We start from the raw sequence: 16,913 nt of genomic DNA on the forward strand, positions 1-16,913 counted from the left end.
TCCCAACTACTAATATAAGGAGAGTGAACAGGGTGAAAAGATATATCAGCAGCATCCTCATCGTCGTCGTTATGATTCTTAGCATCGGAACGTATTATGCTCAAGTAACTTCTTACGCTTCAAACCTTCCCAAACTTACATTTAAAACGATAGAAGGTAATGAAAAGGAATTACAATCGGTTGCCTTGGGAGGATATTATGAAGAGGGCAGCCTAAGTGAACATTTTCGTGTTGAATCCAATAAATTGAAATATGCAAAAGAACAGTCTTATTTTGAAAAATTTTTCGATTTCTATGATCCTAACTATAAACGGTTGGTGAATGAGTATCGTTCCTTCATGAGGGATAAAGAATATATCGAAACGTATTATGAAGATCGAGATAACCTGACGTTCGTAACCATGAATGTGGATTATGAGAATAGACAATTTAGCTCGTACTTCAATATTGATAGTTTAGAAAAGAAAAACAAAGATGAAAAGTCGTATGAAATAGATGTGCCAGAACAAGAAAAATATGATGATATCACAGTAAGGGATATTCAATTCGCTCAATCCAAATTACAGGTCATCACTCAAAATGATGTGATTACGAAGGATGAAAAAGATACGGTTGAGATACACCACTACACCATTGATTTAGCCGGTCAAAAAATCGTGAGCGATGAAACGCTTTTATCCGAAACGTTTGATTCATCCAATGAAGGACATTTCTCTATGCCGTCAAAAGTCGATAGAGGGATGGCAAGTCATGTGTTCTTACTGGCGTTAGTAAAAGGTAGGTATAGTGAAGAGGAAGGATTCATGGAAAAAAGGGGTGAAAGTTCACTATTCGCTTATCATTACGACACAAAGAAACTGGAAAAAATCAAGATTCCAAATGAAGAGAATATCACCTTTGAATCTGTGGAAAGTGACTTTTTCTATGATGAGGAGACTCTCTACGTGACAGGATGGGAGGAAGGGATGAATCGTATCCTCACCTTTGATATCGATAAACGGAAAGTAATCAATGACTACAAACCGGGATCTGTTGATTTCACTGAGATAAAGGATGGACGCATCTTTGCCATTACCAAAGGTGAATTGCTGATTGCCAATCCGAAGACTGGAAAGACGCTTTATAAAGGAGAATTGGTGGTCGATTCTGATGACCAGAAGAAAGATAAGAATCATATCATTCAATTGCATGATATTTACATCAAATAAATCTTTTGACCGAGACTCCCCTTGAAGAAGGGGAGTTTTTCAGGTTTATAAGTCTTCTATTTTTCCGTTATGAATCTCTCAACATTATCTGATAAAAGAACGGTATCCCATGGTATCCAATACCATTGTTCCCCATCGAAAAATAAGGGGAACGTATAGGCGATCGGTTCTTCGGTATAGAATGCGAGTTGATAGCCAGCCGGGTCTCCTTGGCTGGTATTCGGATTAAAGCTGGCGTTCGTCTTTCCTTCGTTAAGTATCAGGGTCATAGCTTGTATCTCATGTTTATCCGATAATGAATGGGTCAGTACAGGATGATTATCTTTATCCTCTTTATATATATCTATTCGATTGATCGATTCTTCATCGATGTCTTCGTATTTGCCCCGAAATGTTTGATTCTCCGTAACTTCATGATAGATTGCATACCCATTGATCTCGTCTTTTGACTGAATAGCAGCAAATTCAGGCTTGCCTTGTACGGAAAAGACCTCCGTACCCTTTTCCCAGAATGCGGCGTCACCTTCTTTCGTCTTGTAATTGACATCGAATACATGATCCGCGACTTTGAACTTCACTTCTCCTATCTCTTCACCGATAAAAGTGGAATCGGCAAGGATAGCGGAATGGACCCCTTCATACTGTTTGCCATTGATTTTAACAAAATCGACCCACTCAATCTCAATGATTGATTCTTGAGCATTACAAGAGACAAGGAATAAACTGCATGCCAACATCCCTATCCATTTTTTCATCATGATCCCTCCGTTTGTAGGAATGGCGACATTGACCGATAAAATGTAGATTTTGACCGATAAATGTGCGAAATTGACCGATATATTCCGATTTAGACCGATAAATGCTCAACATTGACCGATATAATGGCTATATCCAAGCATTTAGTCGGTCGCACGGACCAATGGCCACATCCGGACTTCCAATGTTTTTGCAAAATGCAAGATGGGCTTGTCGCTTTCAACTTGAATGCCTTGATTGGTCAGCATCGTGTTCTGTCTGATATCCGCTTCAGCATGCTGGAGCGGCCAAGGTTTATGCAGGATATCGCAGCGAAGCGGCACTCCTTTATTGTTTAGTGTATATAGGCAATAACGCTCTGTAAGCCATTCATCGAAAGAACCTTTTTCGGCAAGATACGGTTCTGAGGTTGGTTTGTATGTACACTCGAATGTTTGATTGCCGTTTCTTCTCTTGCTAATATAATCGATGACATCACCGCTACGTTGCACATTCATATCGGCAAACTTATATGGCAAGTGGTATACAGTTTGGGCAGTCTTGACCGCAAGCATATTGGAGGCATCCAGACTAAAGAAGTACACCCCTGGTTTTCCATCAACCGTAACATAAGTCCGGACGTTGAGTTCCGGAAATCGATCCGTGCCTGGAACGGGAGGGAGCCCTCTTAAGCGGATGTCAGTCATATGAAACGGAACGACGCCTATCCACCCCATGCCGTCAAAGGAATCTAAAGGCAGTACGGCAGGTACTAACTTTTGTAAGGCTTCTATTTTTATTGGATAATGGGCAAACAATAGATCATTCCATGTCTGTTTCATCGTCCAGGGTAATCGTGGCAATGGCCATGAACGATGGCTATCGTCCCATTGGTTATCAAAGAAGTGTTTAGGTTGGTCTTTCATGTTGTTCTCCTCCTTATTCACGGCTGGTTTAAATCTGTTGCAAGCATCTATTCTTTTCTTTTATGCTAAAATAAACCAGTTACTGGTAGTATATCAAAATGAACCCGTTTTCGATATAAAACAAAGGAGGTGGGCACATGTCAAAAGGTTTCATTCATCATATCGAAATAAATGTATCCGACTTGGAAAGAACCGTGACATTTTGGAGTTGGTTTTTGGAAGAGCTAGGGTATCGTCCTTTCCAGGAATGGGATGGGGGGAGGAGCTGGAGAATCGATGATCTGTATGTGGTGTTTGTCCAAGCAGAGAAGCGTTTTCTCGAAATTCCCTTTCATAGGGGAAGAGTAGGGCTTAATCATCTAGCTTTTCATGCAAGTTCACGCCAGGAAGTGGATGAGATGACACATAAATTAAAACAGCAGGGAATGCGCATTCTTTATCCCGACAGGCATCCGTTCGCTGGTGGGAAGGATCATTATGCTGTATTCTTCGAGGATCCCGATAGATTGAAAGTGGAATTGGTTGCTCCTGTTGAATCCCTTTAGGGATGGGCAAAATGATAGTGGTGATACGAATAAGGATTATCGCCTCCATTTTCGGGGGCATTATCCGCTTCCACTTCCATCGTGACGGCACGAATCAAGATGAAGGCACCGATCACTTGGAGCCAGGCACCGACTAATAGAATCATTTCACCGATTTCCCTGCTATCCTGTAAAATGAAAATATTGCCGATGGCGTCGAGGAATGAGCCTAATGATACGAGGCTATTTCCTGTAATATCGAGAGACTTGAATGACGATTCTTCGGCAATGTATGCTGCGACTGCCTCGAAAGCAGCACCGAGGCCTTGGATGCCACTACCGAGTGTATCGATTTTTAAGCCTTCTTCCTCTTCACCACTCAGTTCAATACTGATACCTACAGAATTTGCCGTATTTCCCGCGGCTTCAACCCATTCGCCGAAAATATAATATAGTTGCGATAGCGGATACTCCTCGGGGTTGAACAATTTTGTCCTAGCGATTGCCTGAAGTGAATTGCCGACCGCCTCGATTCCATTCCCCTTAATAATCAAATCCTTGCCCAAATCCGTGCCTGTCAATGTTTGCTGGGTTTGCCCGATGGCTTCAACAACCGTGCCGATCCCCAATAACCAAGCTCCCGTGATAAGGAGGTCTTCTCCGCTTGTACCCATAGTCCGAACGCCCCTTACAAGAAGTTACCTTATGGTATTCGGGGAAGTACATTTATGTACAGGTGAACGATGGGGAATATCATATAATTTGGATGTTTATGTTAAACTGGATGAGGAGTTATTTACCTTTTAATAAAAAATAAGAATGTTATTAACCATGTAGGCGGGGGTTCAAATGGGGATATTTTTTATAAAGAGAGGAAATGCGAAAAGAACAAAAGCGAATATGATCCTTCATACGATGATTGCGGTAGCGATGATCATCCTTTTAGTGATGGCAATCATCAACGGAAAAGATTTCTTTTACTTAAAGCTGATTTTCCTATTAGCGGGTATAAGTTCGATTATAGATGGAATGGAAAGCTATTTACAAAAGGAAAAAAGGAAAGTCTATCTGCTTGATTTCGGATATGCTTTGGTTTGGTTCTTATTGGTTTATATGTATACGACCATGTAAGAGGGAAGGGGACATGACGATGAAGGGTGCAATACAGGTCATAATGGCGATGCTGTTCCTTATGATTTTCACGTTTTGTGCGTGGTATGAAGGAAGCGAAATCTTGGACAATCCATGGGAGTGGGAATATTCGACGCCTTTTTCGGAGCTATTACACACTCAAGTTGAAGGCCCGGAGGATATTTCCAATCTGGACTATTTTGTGTACGCGGCCAAGTTCAGGCCGTTGTTCCCGGCACTTATGATGTTGACACTATTATATCTAGTCACGCTAACGGGCCTTACAGTAAGTAAAGGAAGCCAGAAAAAATCGGCTTTCTTCCTAACTGGGCTGGGCGTTTTATTGCTGCTCATGAGCGGTTTGATTTGGAGTTCACCAACGGGTGGGGGCCATTTCTTCAAGGGGATTTCTCTAATCTTGGGCATAGTGTCCATCTTGGTCGGAATGTTGTACTACTTTAAATGGCCCCCCACATCCAAAAGAGTGGCTTAGTTATAGGTACTCTATGAATCTCAGTATATATAATGGAAGAAACTAGGAATATATGAATCACATGAAAAAGGAACCGCCCGCAATAATAGGGCAGTTCCTTTTTATGTGATTCATGACTTTATCTTTCCTATATAATAGGAAGAAACTCGACATGGACTAGAGGTTCTTACAATTTTTCAGATACTGATTTGGATTGCATATGCAACGTCAAGAAGTCAGGGCCGCCTGCTTTTGAACAAGTTCCGGACATATTGTACCCTCCGAACGGTTGGTACCCAACGATTGCTCCTGTACAGCCACGATTAAAGTATAGGTTCCCTACGAAGAAGTCTTCGCGTGCCTGTTCGATATGGTCACGGTTTGTTGAAATGACCGCACCCGTTAAACCGTATTCTGTGTTATTGGCGATTTCTAAAGCTTCGTCAAAGTCTTTTGCTTTGGAAACGGCGACGATTGGACCGAAGATTTCTTCTTGCATCAAGCGTGCTCTGGGTGCTACATCTGCGACAACAGTTGGTTGAATGAAGTAGCCGATTGAATCATCCGCTTCACCACCCGTTAGGATGCGTCCTTCTTCTTTAGCGACGTCAAAGTAGCTTGTCACTTTTTTAAAGGCTTTATCATCAATGACGGTAGCCATGAAGTTGTTATGGTCAGTTGGGTCTCCAACCGTTAATTCTTTTGTCAATTCTACTACACGATCCAATACGGTATCGTACACATCCTCGACGATGATGGCACGTGAGCATGCGGAACACTTTTGGCCACTGAAGCCGAACGCGGATTTAACGATGGACTGTGCAGCCAATTCAAGGTCTGCCTCTTTGTCGACGACGATGGTATCTTTCCCGCCCATTTCGGCAATGACGCGCTTGATCCATATTTGTCCTTCGTTTACGGCTGCCGCGCGTTGGTTAATGCGCAAACCGACATCGCGTGAACCGGTGAAGCTAATGAAGCGAGTACGTGGGTGATCGACTAAGTAATCGCCAACCTCGCCACCAGGTCCTGGGATGTAGTTCACGACACCAGCTGGAAGGCCGGCCTCTTCAAGGATTTCGATGAACTTATACGCAATGATTGGTGTTGTGGATGCCGGTTTCAGTAAGATGGTGTTCCCTGTCACCACTGCTGCCACGGCTGTCCCTGCCATGATCGCAAATGGGAAGTTCCATGGTGAAATGATGACACCGACACCTAGTGGGATATAGCCAAATTTATTATATTCGCCTGGAAGGCTTTTTACTGGTTTTCCGTCTTTCATTTCGAGCATTTGACGTGCATAATATTCCATGAAGTCAATGGCTTCAGCTGTGTCAGCATCTGCTTCCACCCATGGTTTACCTGCTTCGATTGTCATGATCGCAGACATTTCATGACGACGGCGTCTTGTAATCGCAGCTGCTTTAAATAGAATGTCAGCCCGAACTTCAGGTTTTACTTTGCTCCAAGTTTTGAATGTTTGATCGGCAACTTGCATCGCTTTTTCAGCCAGTTCTTTGTTTGCCTTAGATACAGTGCCCACGACTTCGGTTTTTTTAGCCGGATTGTAAGAAGTGATTTTATCATGAGTAGTAATGCGTTCCCCACCAATAACTAATGGATAATCTTTTCCAAGTTCACTTTGAACCTTTTGAATGGCCTCAGTGTAAGCTTGTTGGTTTTCTTTTTTTGAAAAGTCAGTTAGTTGTTCAGTTGTGTATGGAATCAATTTAATATCCTCCTTATAATCACGGGTGCCAAATAATTGTGCACTTATGTTATTGTTAATATATATATAATGCAACATTTTTTGGCATATTACAATAACTTTTCCGAAAATTTACAAAAATTCAAAAGAGGTGTTCCAATGAAACAGCAAGATTTGCACGAGATTTATAAATATATCACGGACAATATTTCAGCAGGGATACACGCCGTGGATGCTCAAGGGAAAACCGTGATCTATAATGCAAAAATGCGGGAGCTAAAAGGGATTCATTCGCTTGAGGAAGATCAATTCGAGCAAGAAATGATCGCTAAAATTAATGACAGCCATCTTTATCGGGTCCTGAAAACATGTGAGCCGATTAAGAACTACAAAATGAATTTCTGGAATCGTGTCGGTCAGGAAATTGTGACGATTTCCGATATCCTGCCGATTAAAAAAGACGATGAATTGATTGGCGCTGTCGAGATATCGAAGGATATTACCGAGAGGGAGTTAATGGCCTATCAACCATTGCGGCGGTATGGGCAACCCCTCACATTCGATATCATTACAGCGGTTTCCCCACTTATGGCAGGGGTGATCGAACGGGCCAAGATGGCTGCCAAAACGAGGATGCCTGTTTTGCTTTATGGGGAGTCCGGGACGGGAAAGGACATGATTGCAGAAGGGATCCATCATGATTTGAACCCTGAAAATGATCATTTCATTACACTGATTTGCCGGAATGACGAACAAGCGTTGATCGACCAGCTGAAGCAGCAAATCGATAAAAATGAACAAGTCACGATTTTTTGTGAGCGTGTGGAATACCTTTCCCTTGAAGGCCAGGAAAGGATCCTGAATCTGTTCAAGGAACATCTGGAGAGTCACGTTTTTATAGCAAGCGTCGGAAAAGACCCGATTGATTTGATCGAGAAAGGGCAGCTTTCAAAGGATTTATATTACTTCTTTGCATCGGTTTGTATAAATGTCCCCGCATTAAGTGATCGAAAAGAAGATATTAAGCCATTTATATCGGACTACTTCAACCGCTATCGCAACAATACCGGAAGCCGGATCCAAGGGCTTTCAGCTAAAGTGGAACAGATCTTTCTCGATTATGATTGGCCAGGAAATTTAAAAGAGCTAGAAGTATTGCTGGATGATATAACCAGTACGATGACGAATGAAACATCCATTGATTTTGATATGCTGCCGATTTATTTCAGGTGGAAGATCCAAAGCGAGGAGCTTTCCGATACGACGGGGAACATGTTTGTAGCGGAAAATGAAAAAGATATTCGCCCATTAAGCGTATTCATGAACGAAGTCGAAGAGTACTATATCCAAAATGCCTTGAAAATGTTCGATGGAAACGTTTCGCAAACGGCAAAAGCACTTGGCCTTCGAAGGCAAAGCCTACAATACCGCCTCAAAAAATTCAATGAGTAACAGGAAAACCCGAATGATGTTCATTTGGGTTTTTTGTATAAAAAAATGACTCCCGAAAACGACGGGAATCATCCAGTTTGCCTTATCGTGTTTTTTGCTTAACTGCACGTCTTTTTGAAAGTCGGCCCAGTATAAATGCTCCGGTCGCTACGCTGATTCCGATATTTGTTTTCTTGTTGAAGACTTGCTTTGTGACCAATGTCAGGTTTTGAGGTCTTTCGGCCAATCGTCTCATGAAGTATCCATACCAATCGGCGCCAAATGGGACATATGTACAGAAATTATATCCTTCTTTTGCAAGCTCTAGCTGTAATTCTTTACGGAAGCCATAAAGCATTTGGAATTCGAATTTTTCTTTAGGGATATTATTTTGGATGACGAACTTCTTAACATGGTTGATGACACGATGATCGTGTGTCGCAATCGATGTAAATTTTCCGTGCAATAAGTGGTATTCAATCAGGTCGATATAGTGTTTATCGATTTCCTCTTTACTTTGATACGCAATCGTTTCAGGTTCTTTGTAGGCTCCTTTTACAATTCGTAAACGGTAATCCTTGAATCGCTCGATATTCTCCATCGATTCGTGGAAGTAAGCCTGAATGACGGTCCCTACGTTACCAAAGTGTTCTTGGACCGTTTCCATCAAATCGAATGAGGGATGTAAGCGTTCATAATTTTCCATATCGAAATTGATGAAAATATTATATTCCTTCGCTTTTTCAGCGATTTCTAATAAATTCTGAAGACAAAAATCATAATCAATATCTAAACCAAGCTGTGATGGTTTGAGGGATATATGTGCATCTGCCTGGTTTTCATGAATGGCTTCGATTACCTTGATGATTTGTTCCTTTGCTGCCGTCGCTTCGCTTTTTTCGAATACAAATTCACCAAGGTTATCTACTGTACAGGAAATACCTTGTTGATTTAAATGTTTGATGGTATGGATCGTTTCTTCAATGTTCGTCCCTGCGACCACACTTTGTGCCCCAAGCTTTAACCCATACCGTTGTGCAGCGCTGTTCAAGGTTTTATTTTCTGACAGATGAATAAAAAAATCACGTAAAATCATGTGATTGCCCCCTAAATTATGAAATTATTTGAAGATTATAATATTTTTTCAAGAAAATCAAATCGTTTTTTTTCTTTTTCTGTGAAACTTTGAAAATAAGCTTTGGTAATAAAGGGTTTCTAAAGAAAAATAAATATTTTCCATGTATTCAAAATATAAACATTCTTATTTTCTGTCTTTTCAAAAAACTATTTATGAATTATGATGTGTATTAATTTCATGTTTGTAAAATATAGGGGGTAGCGATGGAGAATTATAACGTACAAATTCAAACAATCGACACGCATACGATGGGGGAAGCTACACGAATTGTCATCGATGGATTCCCTGAAATCATGGGGGAAACCATGATGGATAAAAAGAATTATGTGCGAGATCATTTTGATGATTTCCGTAAGTTGCTGATGAATGAGCCGCGTGGACACAAAGATATGTTCGGAGCCATTCTAACAAAACCGACACATCCCAAGGCGGATATAGGCGTCATCTTCATGGACAGCGGATCTTACTTGAACATGTGTGGCCACGGAACGATTGGGACTGTAACCATGTGTCTAACGAAAGCGCTCATACCTAAAAAAGATAGAGTGTTCATTGATACGCCTGCAGGTTTGATAGAGTGCTTGATTACGTATAAAGATAACGTTGTCGAAAGCGTGTCATTCCAAAACGTTTCGTCATTCGTTCTCTACAAGGAAACCCCTGTTCACCTGTCAGATGATCGACACGTAAACGTGGATGTGGCATTTGGGGGAAGTTTTTTTGGAATAGTGAATGCTCAAGATTTAGGAATAGAGATCTCACTGGAAAATAAAAACGAAATGATACATAAGGCTTTGGAAATTCGCGATAAATTGAACAGTCAGTTATCCATCGAACATCCGTTGAAGCCGGAAATCAATACGGTTGATTTAATAGAAATCAGCGAAAAGGTAGGGCCTAACCATTATCGGAATGTTGTCATATTCGGTGATGGGCAAATTGACCGATCACCTTGTGGGACAGGAACTTGTGCGAAAATGGCAACCTTGGGCCTGGAAGCGGGCGAATCAATCATTCAGGAAAGCATTATCGGATCGAAGTTCAAAGGGACGGTAGTGAAGCATACAGAAGTAGCGGGGATTGAAGCCGTGACCCCCGAGATTACAGGATCAGCATGGATTACTGGGGAACACCTTTTTGTATTACAGAACCATGATGTGTATGAAACAGGATTCTCTATTTAATTTTATTACAATAACATAATTGGAGGCGCTTCCATGAAATCGGTATCAAACTATCAGATTATTATCATTGGGTTCATGCTTTTCGCTATGTTTTTAGGTGCTGGGAATGTCATCTTCGCCCCGGTTCTTGGTCAAGAAGCCGGTACGAACACCGTCATTGCGATGGGTGGATTTCTCATCACGGGTGTTGGTTTGGTCATTCTCGCAATCATTGCTTTAACGAAAGGGGGCGGGACCGTCGAAAAATTGGCGAGCCGGGTGCATCCCAAGTTCGCTCTAGTATTTAGTGTCCTTCTGTTTCTAGCGTTAGGGCCCTTATATGTCATTCCCCGAACAACGAGTGTCGTGTATGAAATCGGCATTCGCCAGTTGATTCCTCAATCTACTATGCACGTATTTTTCTTACTAGGTTTCTCTATCATCTTCATTGGACTAACCATCTATTTATCCTGGGAAACTTCCAAATTCGTGGATCGACTCGGTAAAATGATCACACCCGTCTTTGGGGTCCTGCTTGTGATCTTGGTTGGTAAATCCATCTTCACGCCCATGGGTTCGATTCATGCCCCTGCAACAGGTGCTGGGTATGAAACGTCAACCGCTGCCTTTTTAAAAGGCTTTACGCAAGGCTATTTCACAATGGACGTTTTAGCGGCATTTGTATTTGGCGGCATCTTCATCAAATCAGTCGATGCTTTAGGTGTGAAGTCAGCTAAGGAAGTTTCCTCGGTCTTCATTAAAGCGGGGGTCGTCACGTTGATAGGCCTGATTTTATTGCAGGTTTCCATGGCTTGGATCGGTGCGTCCAGTGTCGATGCCATCGGATATAAACAAAATGGCGGTGAACTGATTGCATTGGCGTCTAAGTCTTTGTTTGGGCAAGTGGGCCTGTACTTAATCGGTGTGGTCATTTTCCTGACAGGCATTACGACCAATGTTGCTTGTCTTGCGGCCGTGGCGGAATACTTTGAACGGATCATTCCATCGATTTCCTACAAAAAATGGTTGATTCTGATTTCTGCCGTGAGCTTGGTCATCACGAACTTTGGCTTGAATACGATTCTTAACATGGCATCCCCGGTCTTAATGTTGTTATATCCGATTGCTATCGCATTAATTGCTTTAGTTTTCTTAGACAAACTATTTGGCGGGGCTCAATCGGTTTATATCGGAACCATCGTGGGCGTTACATTTGTCGCCATTTTGGAAGCACTAAAAGATGCGAATCTAGCTACCTCAACCATTAATGACATCTTCTCTTTCATTCCATTTTTCACGAATGGCGCAGGCTGGATCATTACCGGCATCATCGGCTTTATCGTGGGTATGCTCTTTAAAAATAAGTCTCAAAAGAATAGTGACGTAGAGATGGAATACAACTCGACACTATGAAAGTGAGCCTTGTGAAATGAGACCGAAACCTCTACTCTTGCCAATCGATTGGTGGCCAGGGTAGAGGTTTTCCAATTCTTTGAAAGTTGTTAAGCCTATGGAATATCATAAAAAAATATAATGTACTTAAGAACGGCTATTGAAAAGGCTTAGCCAGCAAAGCTGTTTCGTTCATCCTTTTTTCTAAAACTAAAAAAATCAGCCGACTTCCGTCGGAGTCCACCATCACTGAACGGAATATTGCCTTTCCATCGATTTGATCTTCTCATACAGTTCTTGATTGATAGGAGTGGGCATTTGATACTTTCTTCCCAGTTCAATAACCGTTCCAGCAAATAATTCGACTTCACTGATTCGTTGCGCTTCTACATCTTGAGCCATGGAGGGTTTGCCATTTGGACTTAATGTCCCTAATACTTTCAGCCAATACCCCAAATCCTTTTCCGTTAAATGGACACCTTCTTTTTCCGACAAAGCAATTACTTCTCTCATGGCTGCAATCATCATGTCTCTGGCTTTTCCTTCTCGCTGAATTTCGCCATAATTGCTTTGATAAATAGCAACCGTTTGATTGACCCCTACATTCAGCATGAATTTCCCCCATTGTCTTCTATACATATCCGTATCCACCTCAAAAGGCACATCCATCTGTTCAAAGAATTCTGCCAGCTTTTTTGCCTGTGGTGAAATGACACCAGGTTCCCTTGAACCAAAGCAGAGCATACCCATATGTTCGTAGGTTAGTTCATTTCCGACCTTTACTGCATCCATGCCTTGGGCCACACAATACAGTACTTTATCCATTCCATACGTTTCACCAATAATGGTTTCGCTTGTAATGCCATTCAGTAGGGAAATAATGATGGTATCATCTCCGACATGGTTCTTTACCGATTCAATGGCATTCTTCAACCCATTATATTTAACGGAAACGATCAACAAATCTGCCGGCCCGCAGTCTTCTTCAGGTGTAACATAGTGAAAATGGCAAGGCTCCCCATTACTATAAAGCTTATCGTTTTCATATCGCAAAATGCGATCGGAATCAGCTATGATCCGTAAATCCTCTGTTCCCATCTTCTTGGACAAATGGTGTCCAAACAAAACCCCTAATGCACCTAGCCCAATAATCGAAACTTTTTTCATTGTCATTTTTCCTCTACCTCCTGTACATGTCCCATTAGCATTCTAACATAATTTATTGAATATTCTCATATTTTTAATTACTATAACAGTAGTATATCGAAGGCAAAAAGAAAGGGAGTAGAGGGAGGGAATAATGGACAGAATTAAAATGTTCAAATTTGAAAATGAGTTACATGATTTAATTTCCCTACTGACAAATAATACGTGGCCTTATCACCCAGACCCAAAACCTTCTGGCGAACAAATTGTCGAAGCGTACCATAAGGGGTGGTATCAAGAAGATAAGGAAACCATCTGGATAGAAAAAGACAATGAAAAAATCGGATTGATTATAATACATGATATAACCGACACCATCCCTTCCTTTGACATTCGTTTAGACAAAAGTGTTAGAGGAAAAGGGGTTGGAACGAAAGCTGTTCATTGGATAGTAGACTATCTTTTTGGTTTACCCGATAAGAAGATTAGGATAGAAGCCTATACGCGCAGTGACAACCTAGCTATGAGAAAAACATGTAACAAATGCGGATTTGTTAAAGAAGGGTACTTACGAGATGCTTGGGAAAATAATGATGGGAGTATATCGGACTCGGTTTGCTATGCATTCATTAGAAGGGATTGGGAGAAGAAAGAAATAACGCCGATACAACTAAATGAATGGCCTTTCTAAATATCTTCATAGTTATGTTGTTGAACGTTTAGTGGAAATAGGAAACATCTTAAAGGACCAAAGGGGGTCCTTTTCTTTTTGGAAAGGATTAATAGAAGGGGAGTCTTACTAAAAGAAATGAAATGAGACCACCCCATATTCACGAAAGAAATGATTTCTTTGGTTCATCTTGGCTTAGGGTCGATTTTTCTCTTGGAAATCCACTCCAGATATAGAAATATTCAATTGATGTTATAAAATGTAACATCACGTGTTGACTTTTCGTAACATTCTGACTATAATTGGGTTATTATAACAGAGCACAACATCATAAAATATCTTTCTAGGGTTCCGTTCAATCTATATTGAAGTCTGGACCGAGAGAAAGAGTATAGCAAATCATACTGCTATATACACGGAGGGATAAAAGCCCGGGAGAACTTAGTATAGTTCACCCGGGCTTTTATCTTTTTTTATAGCCATTGATGAAAGGGGTAGATGCTTATCAGCAACGTACAATTTAAGAGAAGTTTGAAGACATCACAAATTGTTGTTATGGGGCTAGCATGGATGACACCGATGATTTATTTTACGGTATATGGTGTGGTATTTGAAACAGCCGATGGCTTAATGACCCCCGCTTATATCGTGGCGTTTCTTGCCATTGTGTTTACTGCGTATAGTTACAGTCGAATGGTTAAAGTGTATCCGACCGGAGGTTCTGCGTACACCTATACGAGTAAAGCGATTCACCCAAAGGCTGGGTTTTTGGTCGGGTGGGCGTTATTGATCGATTACCTATTTTCTCCGATTATCGCCATTTTAACATTTGGGATTTTTATGCACGCTGAGTTTCCAAGCATCCCAATATTCGTTTGGATTATCCTGATGAACATTGTGCTAGCGGTTGTGAATATTATCGGAATTGGATCGGCAGCACGCATTAGTGGCTTTTCAGTGTTGGTCCAGATCGGGTTTATCCTCATCTTCTGTTTATTGACAGCTAAAGACATTGTCCTTAATCAAGGTGCCAGTGCTTTATTCACCTTAGAACCATTGCTGGTTGGTGAGGGTTCAGTTGTATCAGTTTTTTCCGGTGCGTCACTGATTTGTTTCTGCTTCTTAGGTTTTGATGCGGTTACAACAATGGCAGAAGAAACAATTGATTCGAAAAAGACGATTCCACGAGCCATCTTTTATATTATTTTCATCGCAATCACTTTGTACGCGATGATCTCGTTTTTAACAGCTATTGCATTCCCGGCATTCAGCTTTGCAGATCCAGACAATGCGGCGTATAGCTTGATTCAAATGGTCGGCGGCAATTTGTTTAGTACCCTCTTCATCATGGTGCTGATTATTGCGACATTCACACAAGGCTTGTCTTCAATGACCAGTGTAACACGTTTTCTCTATGCATTAGGGGAAGCATCCGTTTTACCGAAAAAGGTATTTACTTCATTACATCCAAAACTACGTACACCCATTCTTAACATTTTGTTTGTATCAACAATCTCCTTATCAGCCATTTTCATCAACCTTGATACGGCGGTATTGTTCGTCAGCTTTGGCGCTTTGACCGGTTTTATCTTTGTTAATTTAAGCGTTATTTCCCACTACTATATCAAGGAGCAGAATCGAGGGTTCAAAGCCACCTTCTTCTATCTGGTTTTCCCAAGCATTGGGGTGTTGTTCATCGGATGGTTATGGACGCTACTCGATCCTCATACTTTATGGATTGGGGGAGCATGGGTTGCCTTTGGATTTGTCTACTTATTTTTGAAAAATAGAATCACGGCACCGAGTTTAAGGAATTTAGATAAAAAGTTGGTTTAAAAATCAGAATATTCAATCTATAGGAGGCGGTTATATGCAACAGACAAGTGTGATCGTATCAAAAATCATTCCAGCAGGGGGCAAATGGTCGGCGTTCATCAAACGCGGCAAAGAAATTACCTTTACCGTGTCAGCGGAACAAGCGAATGTATCGTTGTTGCTATTTAACGCACATGATTTGGCAGAACGCTACAATATGCCGGATTCATTAAAAGCTCAATATACTGCCTTTTTTACGAAGCATAATGTATTAATGAGTGACCAAGGCCGTGTTCTAGCGAGCATTACCGAAGATTCTGTCGGCTGGCATGATACCATCGGCGGTTATTCGACAAAAGCGCAAATTGACTCACAATTCGGCGAAACAACGTATCAAGAATCACGCAATGAACGCTATCGTAATGGAGAAGATAACTTGCTTATCGAATTGTTCCGTAATGGCTTAAGCCGCCAAGATTTAGGACCTGTTATCAACTTGTTTTCAAAAGTATCCTGTGATGATGCAGGCTATATGCATCTAGCACCCGATCATGTAAAAGCTGGAGATACAGTGACATTACGGACGGAGATGGATGTTTTCATGGCTCTGTCGAATACGCCCCATCCATTATCGGAAGCGACCACTTATCCACAAGCGGAAGTAACCGTGGAAGTAAAGGATACGATGCCTGCAACCGGAGATGATCCATGCGTCCTTCACCGCGATGAAAATAAGCGCGCATATGAGAATACGTGGGAATATGTACAACTTACACAAGGAGGCGTTCTCTAATGGCTGTATTTAATAATGTTGAAAGTGAACGACAAGAGGCGAAGGCCATTTATTCGAAAAGGTTGTTAGCGGGCGATGGCTGGTTACATACATTAGAACCGGGCCAAGTATTACGAATCGTGGACTTGGAAGGCAATCAAGCAGCAGATACATTATTTTTCAATGCAGAGGTACCGACAGATCACTATAGCGCGGTTAAAACGATTCAGAAACAAAAAAATATCTATCTATCAACAGGCTCCGTTTTACTGTCCGAGATGGGTACAGAACTAGTTGAAATTGTCGCCGATACGTGTGGGCGTCACGATACACTAGGCGGCTCATGTTCAGCCCAAAGCAATACAGTACGTTATGCCCGCGAAACGTTACCCATGCACAATTGCCGTGACACATATATGTTGCAGTTAGCGAAAAGCGATCAATATCAACACATGCAAAAACGTGATTTATCCCCTAATGTAAACTTCTTCATGAATGTGCCTGTCACACTTGAGGGCGGCCTGAAATTTGATGATGGAGTTTCCGCTCCAGGTAAATATGTGGAGATGCGTGCCATCACACGTACAGTGGTGCTCATTAGCAACTGTCCACAGCTCAACAATCCATGTAATGCGTATAATCCAACACCAATTCAACTACTAATTTGGGAAGGGTGAAT

At 41.5% G+C, this 16,913-nt stretch carries 17 protein-coding genes and 1 riboswitch; of the genes, 11 read left to right on the forward strand and 6 right to left on the reverse strand.

Annotation, left to right across the window (positions count from 1 at the left end; all coding sequences use genetic code 11):
* The first annotated feature begins 32 nt into the window (after window positions 1-32).
* Complete coding sequence (locus tag ACIQXQ_RS10705; protein WP_402957269.1) at window positions 33-1,208, forward strand: hypothetical protein; 1,176 nt, start codon at window positions 33-35, stop codon at window positions 1,206-1,208.
* Between the two features lie 56 nt (window positions 1,209-1,264).
* On the opposite strand, the gene ACIQXQ_RS10710 is transcribed toward ACIQXQ_RS10705, so the two are convergent.
* Together ACIQXQ_RS10710 and ACIQXQ_RS10715 are read right to left on the reverse strand one after the other, a co-directional pair.
* Window positions 1,265-1,963 (reverse strand): hypothetical protein, encoded by a 699-nt coding sequence (locus tag ACIQXQ_RS10710; protein ID WP_402957271.1) that lies wholly within the window; start codon window positions 1,961-1,963, stop codon window positions 1,265-1,267.
* A gap of 144 nt (window positions 1,964-2,107) precedes the next feature.
* Window positions 2,108-2,785, reverse strand: a complete 678-nt coding sequence (locus ACIQXQ_RS10715; RefSeq protein ID WP_402957667.1) for a YqjF family protein — start codon at window positions 2,783-2,785, stop codon at window positions 2,108-2,110.
* A 221-nt stretch (window positions 2,786-3,006) separates the two neighbouring features.
* Here ACIQXQ_RS10715 and ACIQXQ_RS10720 point away from each other — a divergent pair, with 221 nt between their 5' ends.
* Window positions 3,007-3,414, forward strand: coding sequence for a VOC family protein (locus ACIQXQ_RS10720; protein ID WP_402874072.1), 408 nt, complete (start codon window positions 3,007-3,009; stop codon window positions 3,412-3,414).
* On the opposite strand, the gene ACIQXQ_RS10725 is transcribed toward ACIQXQ_RS10720, so the two are convergent.
* The gene (locus ACIQXQ_RS10725; protein ID WP_402957273.1) at window positions 3,411-4,067 is read right to left on the reverse strand and encodes a DUF6944 family repetitive protein; all 657 of its coding nucleotides are present in this window, start codon (window positions 4,065-4,067) and stop codon (window positions 3,411-3,413) included. The two genes, ACIQXQ_RS10720 and ACIQXQ_RS10725, sit on opposite strands and share 4 nt — an antisense overlap.
* A gap of 175 nt (window positions 4,068-4,242) precedes the next feature.
* Between ACIQXQ_RS10725 and ACIQXQ_RS10730 the strand changes: the two genes are divergently transcribed.
* Both ACIQXQ_RS10730 and ACIQXQ_RS10735 read left to right on the forward strand, forming a co-directional pair.
* The gene (locus tag ACIQXQ_RS10730) at window positions 4,243-4,524 is read left to right on the forward strand and encodes a hypothetical protein (protein WP_402874078.1); all 282 of its coding nucleotides are present in this window, start codon (window positions 4,243-4,245) and stop codon (window positions 4,522-4,524) included.
* A gap of 19 nt (window positions 4,525-4,543) precedes the next feature.
* Window positions 4,544-5,017, forward strand: a complete 474-nt coding sequence (locus ACIQXQ_RS10735; RefSeq protein WP_402957275.1) for a YjdJ family protein — start codon at window positions 4,544-4,546, stop codon at window positions 5,015-5,017.
* 166 nt (window positions 5,018-5,183) lie between these two features.
* Here the strand turns inward: ACIQXQ_RS10735 and pruA are convergent, their stop codons facing one another.
* Complete coding sequence (gene pruA / locus ACIQXQ_RS10740) at window positions 5,184-6,728, reverse strand: L-glutamate gamma-semialdehyde dehydrogenase (protein WP_402957277.1); 1,545 nt, start codon at window positions 6,726-6,728, stop codon at window positions 5,184-5,186.
* A gap of 138 nt (window positions 6,729-6,866) precedes the next feature.
* Between pruA and ACIQXQ_RS10745 the strand changes: the two genes are divergently transcribed.
* Window positions 6,867-8,159 carry an AAA-type ATPase lid domain-containing protein gene (locus ACIQXQ_RS10745; protein ID WP_402957279.1) on the forward strand — a complete coding sequence of 431 codons (1,293 nt, stop codon included), beginning with the start codon at window positions 6,867-6,869 and terminating at the stop codon, window positions 8,157-8,159.
* Between the two features lie 82 nt (window positions 8,160-8,241).
* On the opposite strand, the gene ACIQXQ_RS10750 is transcribed toward ACIQXQ_RS10745, so the two are convergent.
* Window positions 8,242-9,234 carry a proline dehydrogenase family protein gene (locus ACIQXQ_RS10750; RefSeq protein ID WP_402874090.1) on the reverse strand — a complete coding sequence of 331 codons (993 nt, stop codon included), beginning with the start codon at window positions 9,232-9,234 and terminating at the stop codon, window positions 8,242-8,244.
* A 245-nt stretch (window positions 9,235-9,479) separates the two neighbouring features.
* Between ACIQXQ_RS10750 and ACIQXQ_RS10755 the strand changes: the two genes are divergently transcribed.
* Window positions 9,480-10,460, forward strand: coding sequence for a proline racemase family protein (locus ACIQXQ_RS10755; protein ID WP_402957281.1), 981 nt, complete (start codon window positions 9,480-9,482; stop codon window positions 10,458-10,460).
* A gap of 33 nt (window positions 10,461-10,493) precedes the next feature.
* On the forward strand, window positions 10,494-11,852 hold the full coding sequence (brnQ, locus tag ACIQXQ_RS10760) for a branched-chain amino acid transport system II carrier protein (protein WP_402957283.1): 1,359 nt from the start codon (window positions 10,494-10,496) through the stop codon (window positions 11,850-11,852).
* Between the two features lie 225 nt (window positions 11,853-12,077).
* On the opposite strand, the gene ACIQXQ_RS10765 is transcribed toward brnQ, so the two are convergent.
* Entirely contained in the window at window positions 12,078-13,004 is a 927-nt protein-coding gene (locus ACIQXQ_RS10765; RefSeq protein WP_402957285.1) for a ketopantoate reductase family protein, read from the reverse strand.
* Between the two features lie 127 nt (window positions 13,005-13,131).
* On the opposite strand from ACIQXQ_RS10765, the gene ACIQXQ_RS10770 reads away from it, so the two are divergent.
* The 4 genes from ACIQXQ_RS10770 to ACIQXQ_RS10785 all read left to right on the forward strand — a co-directional run bounded on the left by ACIQXQ_RS10770 (window position 13,132) and on the right by ACIQXQ_RS10785 (window position 16,911).
* Window positions 13,132-13,668 carry a GNAT family N-acetyltransferase gene (locus ACIQXQ_RS10770; RefSeq protein WP_402957287.1) on the forward strand — a complete coding sequence of 179 codons (537 nt, stop codon included), beginning with the start codon at window positions 13,132-13,134 and terminating at the stop codon, window positions 13,666-13,668.
* Window positions 13,669-13,979: 311 nt separating this feature from the next.
* A riboswitch (guanidine-I (ykkC/yxkD leader) is annotated at window positions 13,980-14,087 on the forward strand.
* A 115-nt stretch (window positions 14,088-14,202) separates the two neighbouring features.
* Window positions 14,203-15,483: an APC family permease gene (locus ACIQXQ_RS10775; RefSeq protein WP_402957669.1), complete on the forward strand. Its 1,281-nt coding sequence runs from the start codon at window positions 14,203-14,205 to the stop codon at window positions 15,481-15,483.
* Window positions 15,484-15,517: 34 nt separating this feature from the next.
* Window positions 15,518-16,255, forward strand: coding sequence for an urea amidolyase associated protein UAAP1 (locus ACIQXQ_RS10780; RefSeq protein WP_402957289.1), 738 nt, complete (start codon window positions 15,518-15,520; stop codon window positions 16,253-16,255).
* Entirely contained in the window at window positions 16,255-16,911 is a 657-nt protein-coding gene (locus ACIQXQ_RS10785) for an urea amidolyase associated protein UAAP2 (protein ID WP_402874105.1), read from the forward strand. Before ACIQXQ_RS10780 ends, ACIQXQ_RS10785 begins: the two co-directional genes overlap by 1 nt.
* Window positions 16,912-16,913 lie beyond the last annotated feature (2 nt).

The sequence above is a fragment of the Peribacillus sp. NPDC097198 genome (genome assembly GCF_044762055.1).
GTDB lineage: Bacteria > Bacillota > Bacilli > Bacillales > DSM-1321 > Peribacillus.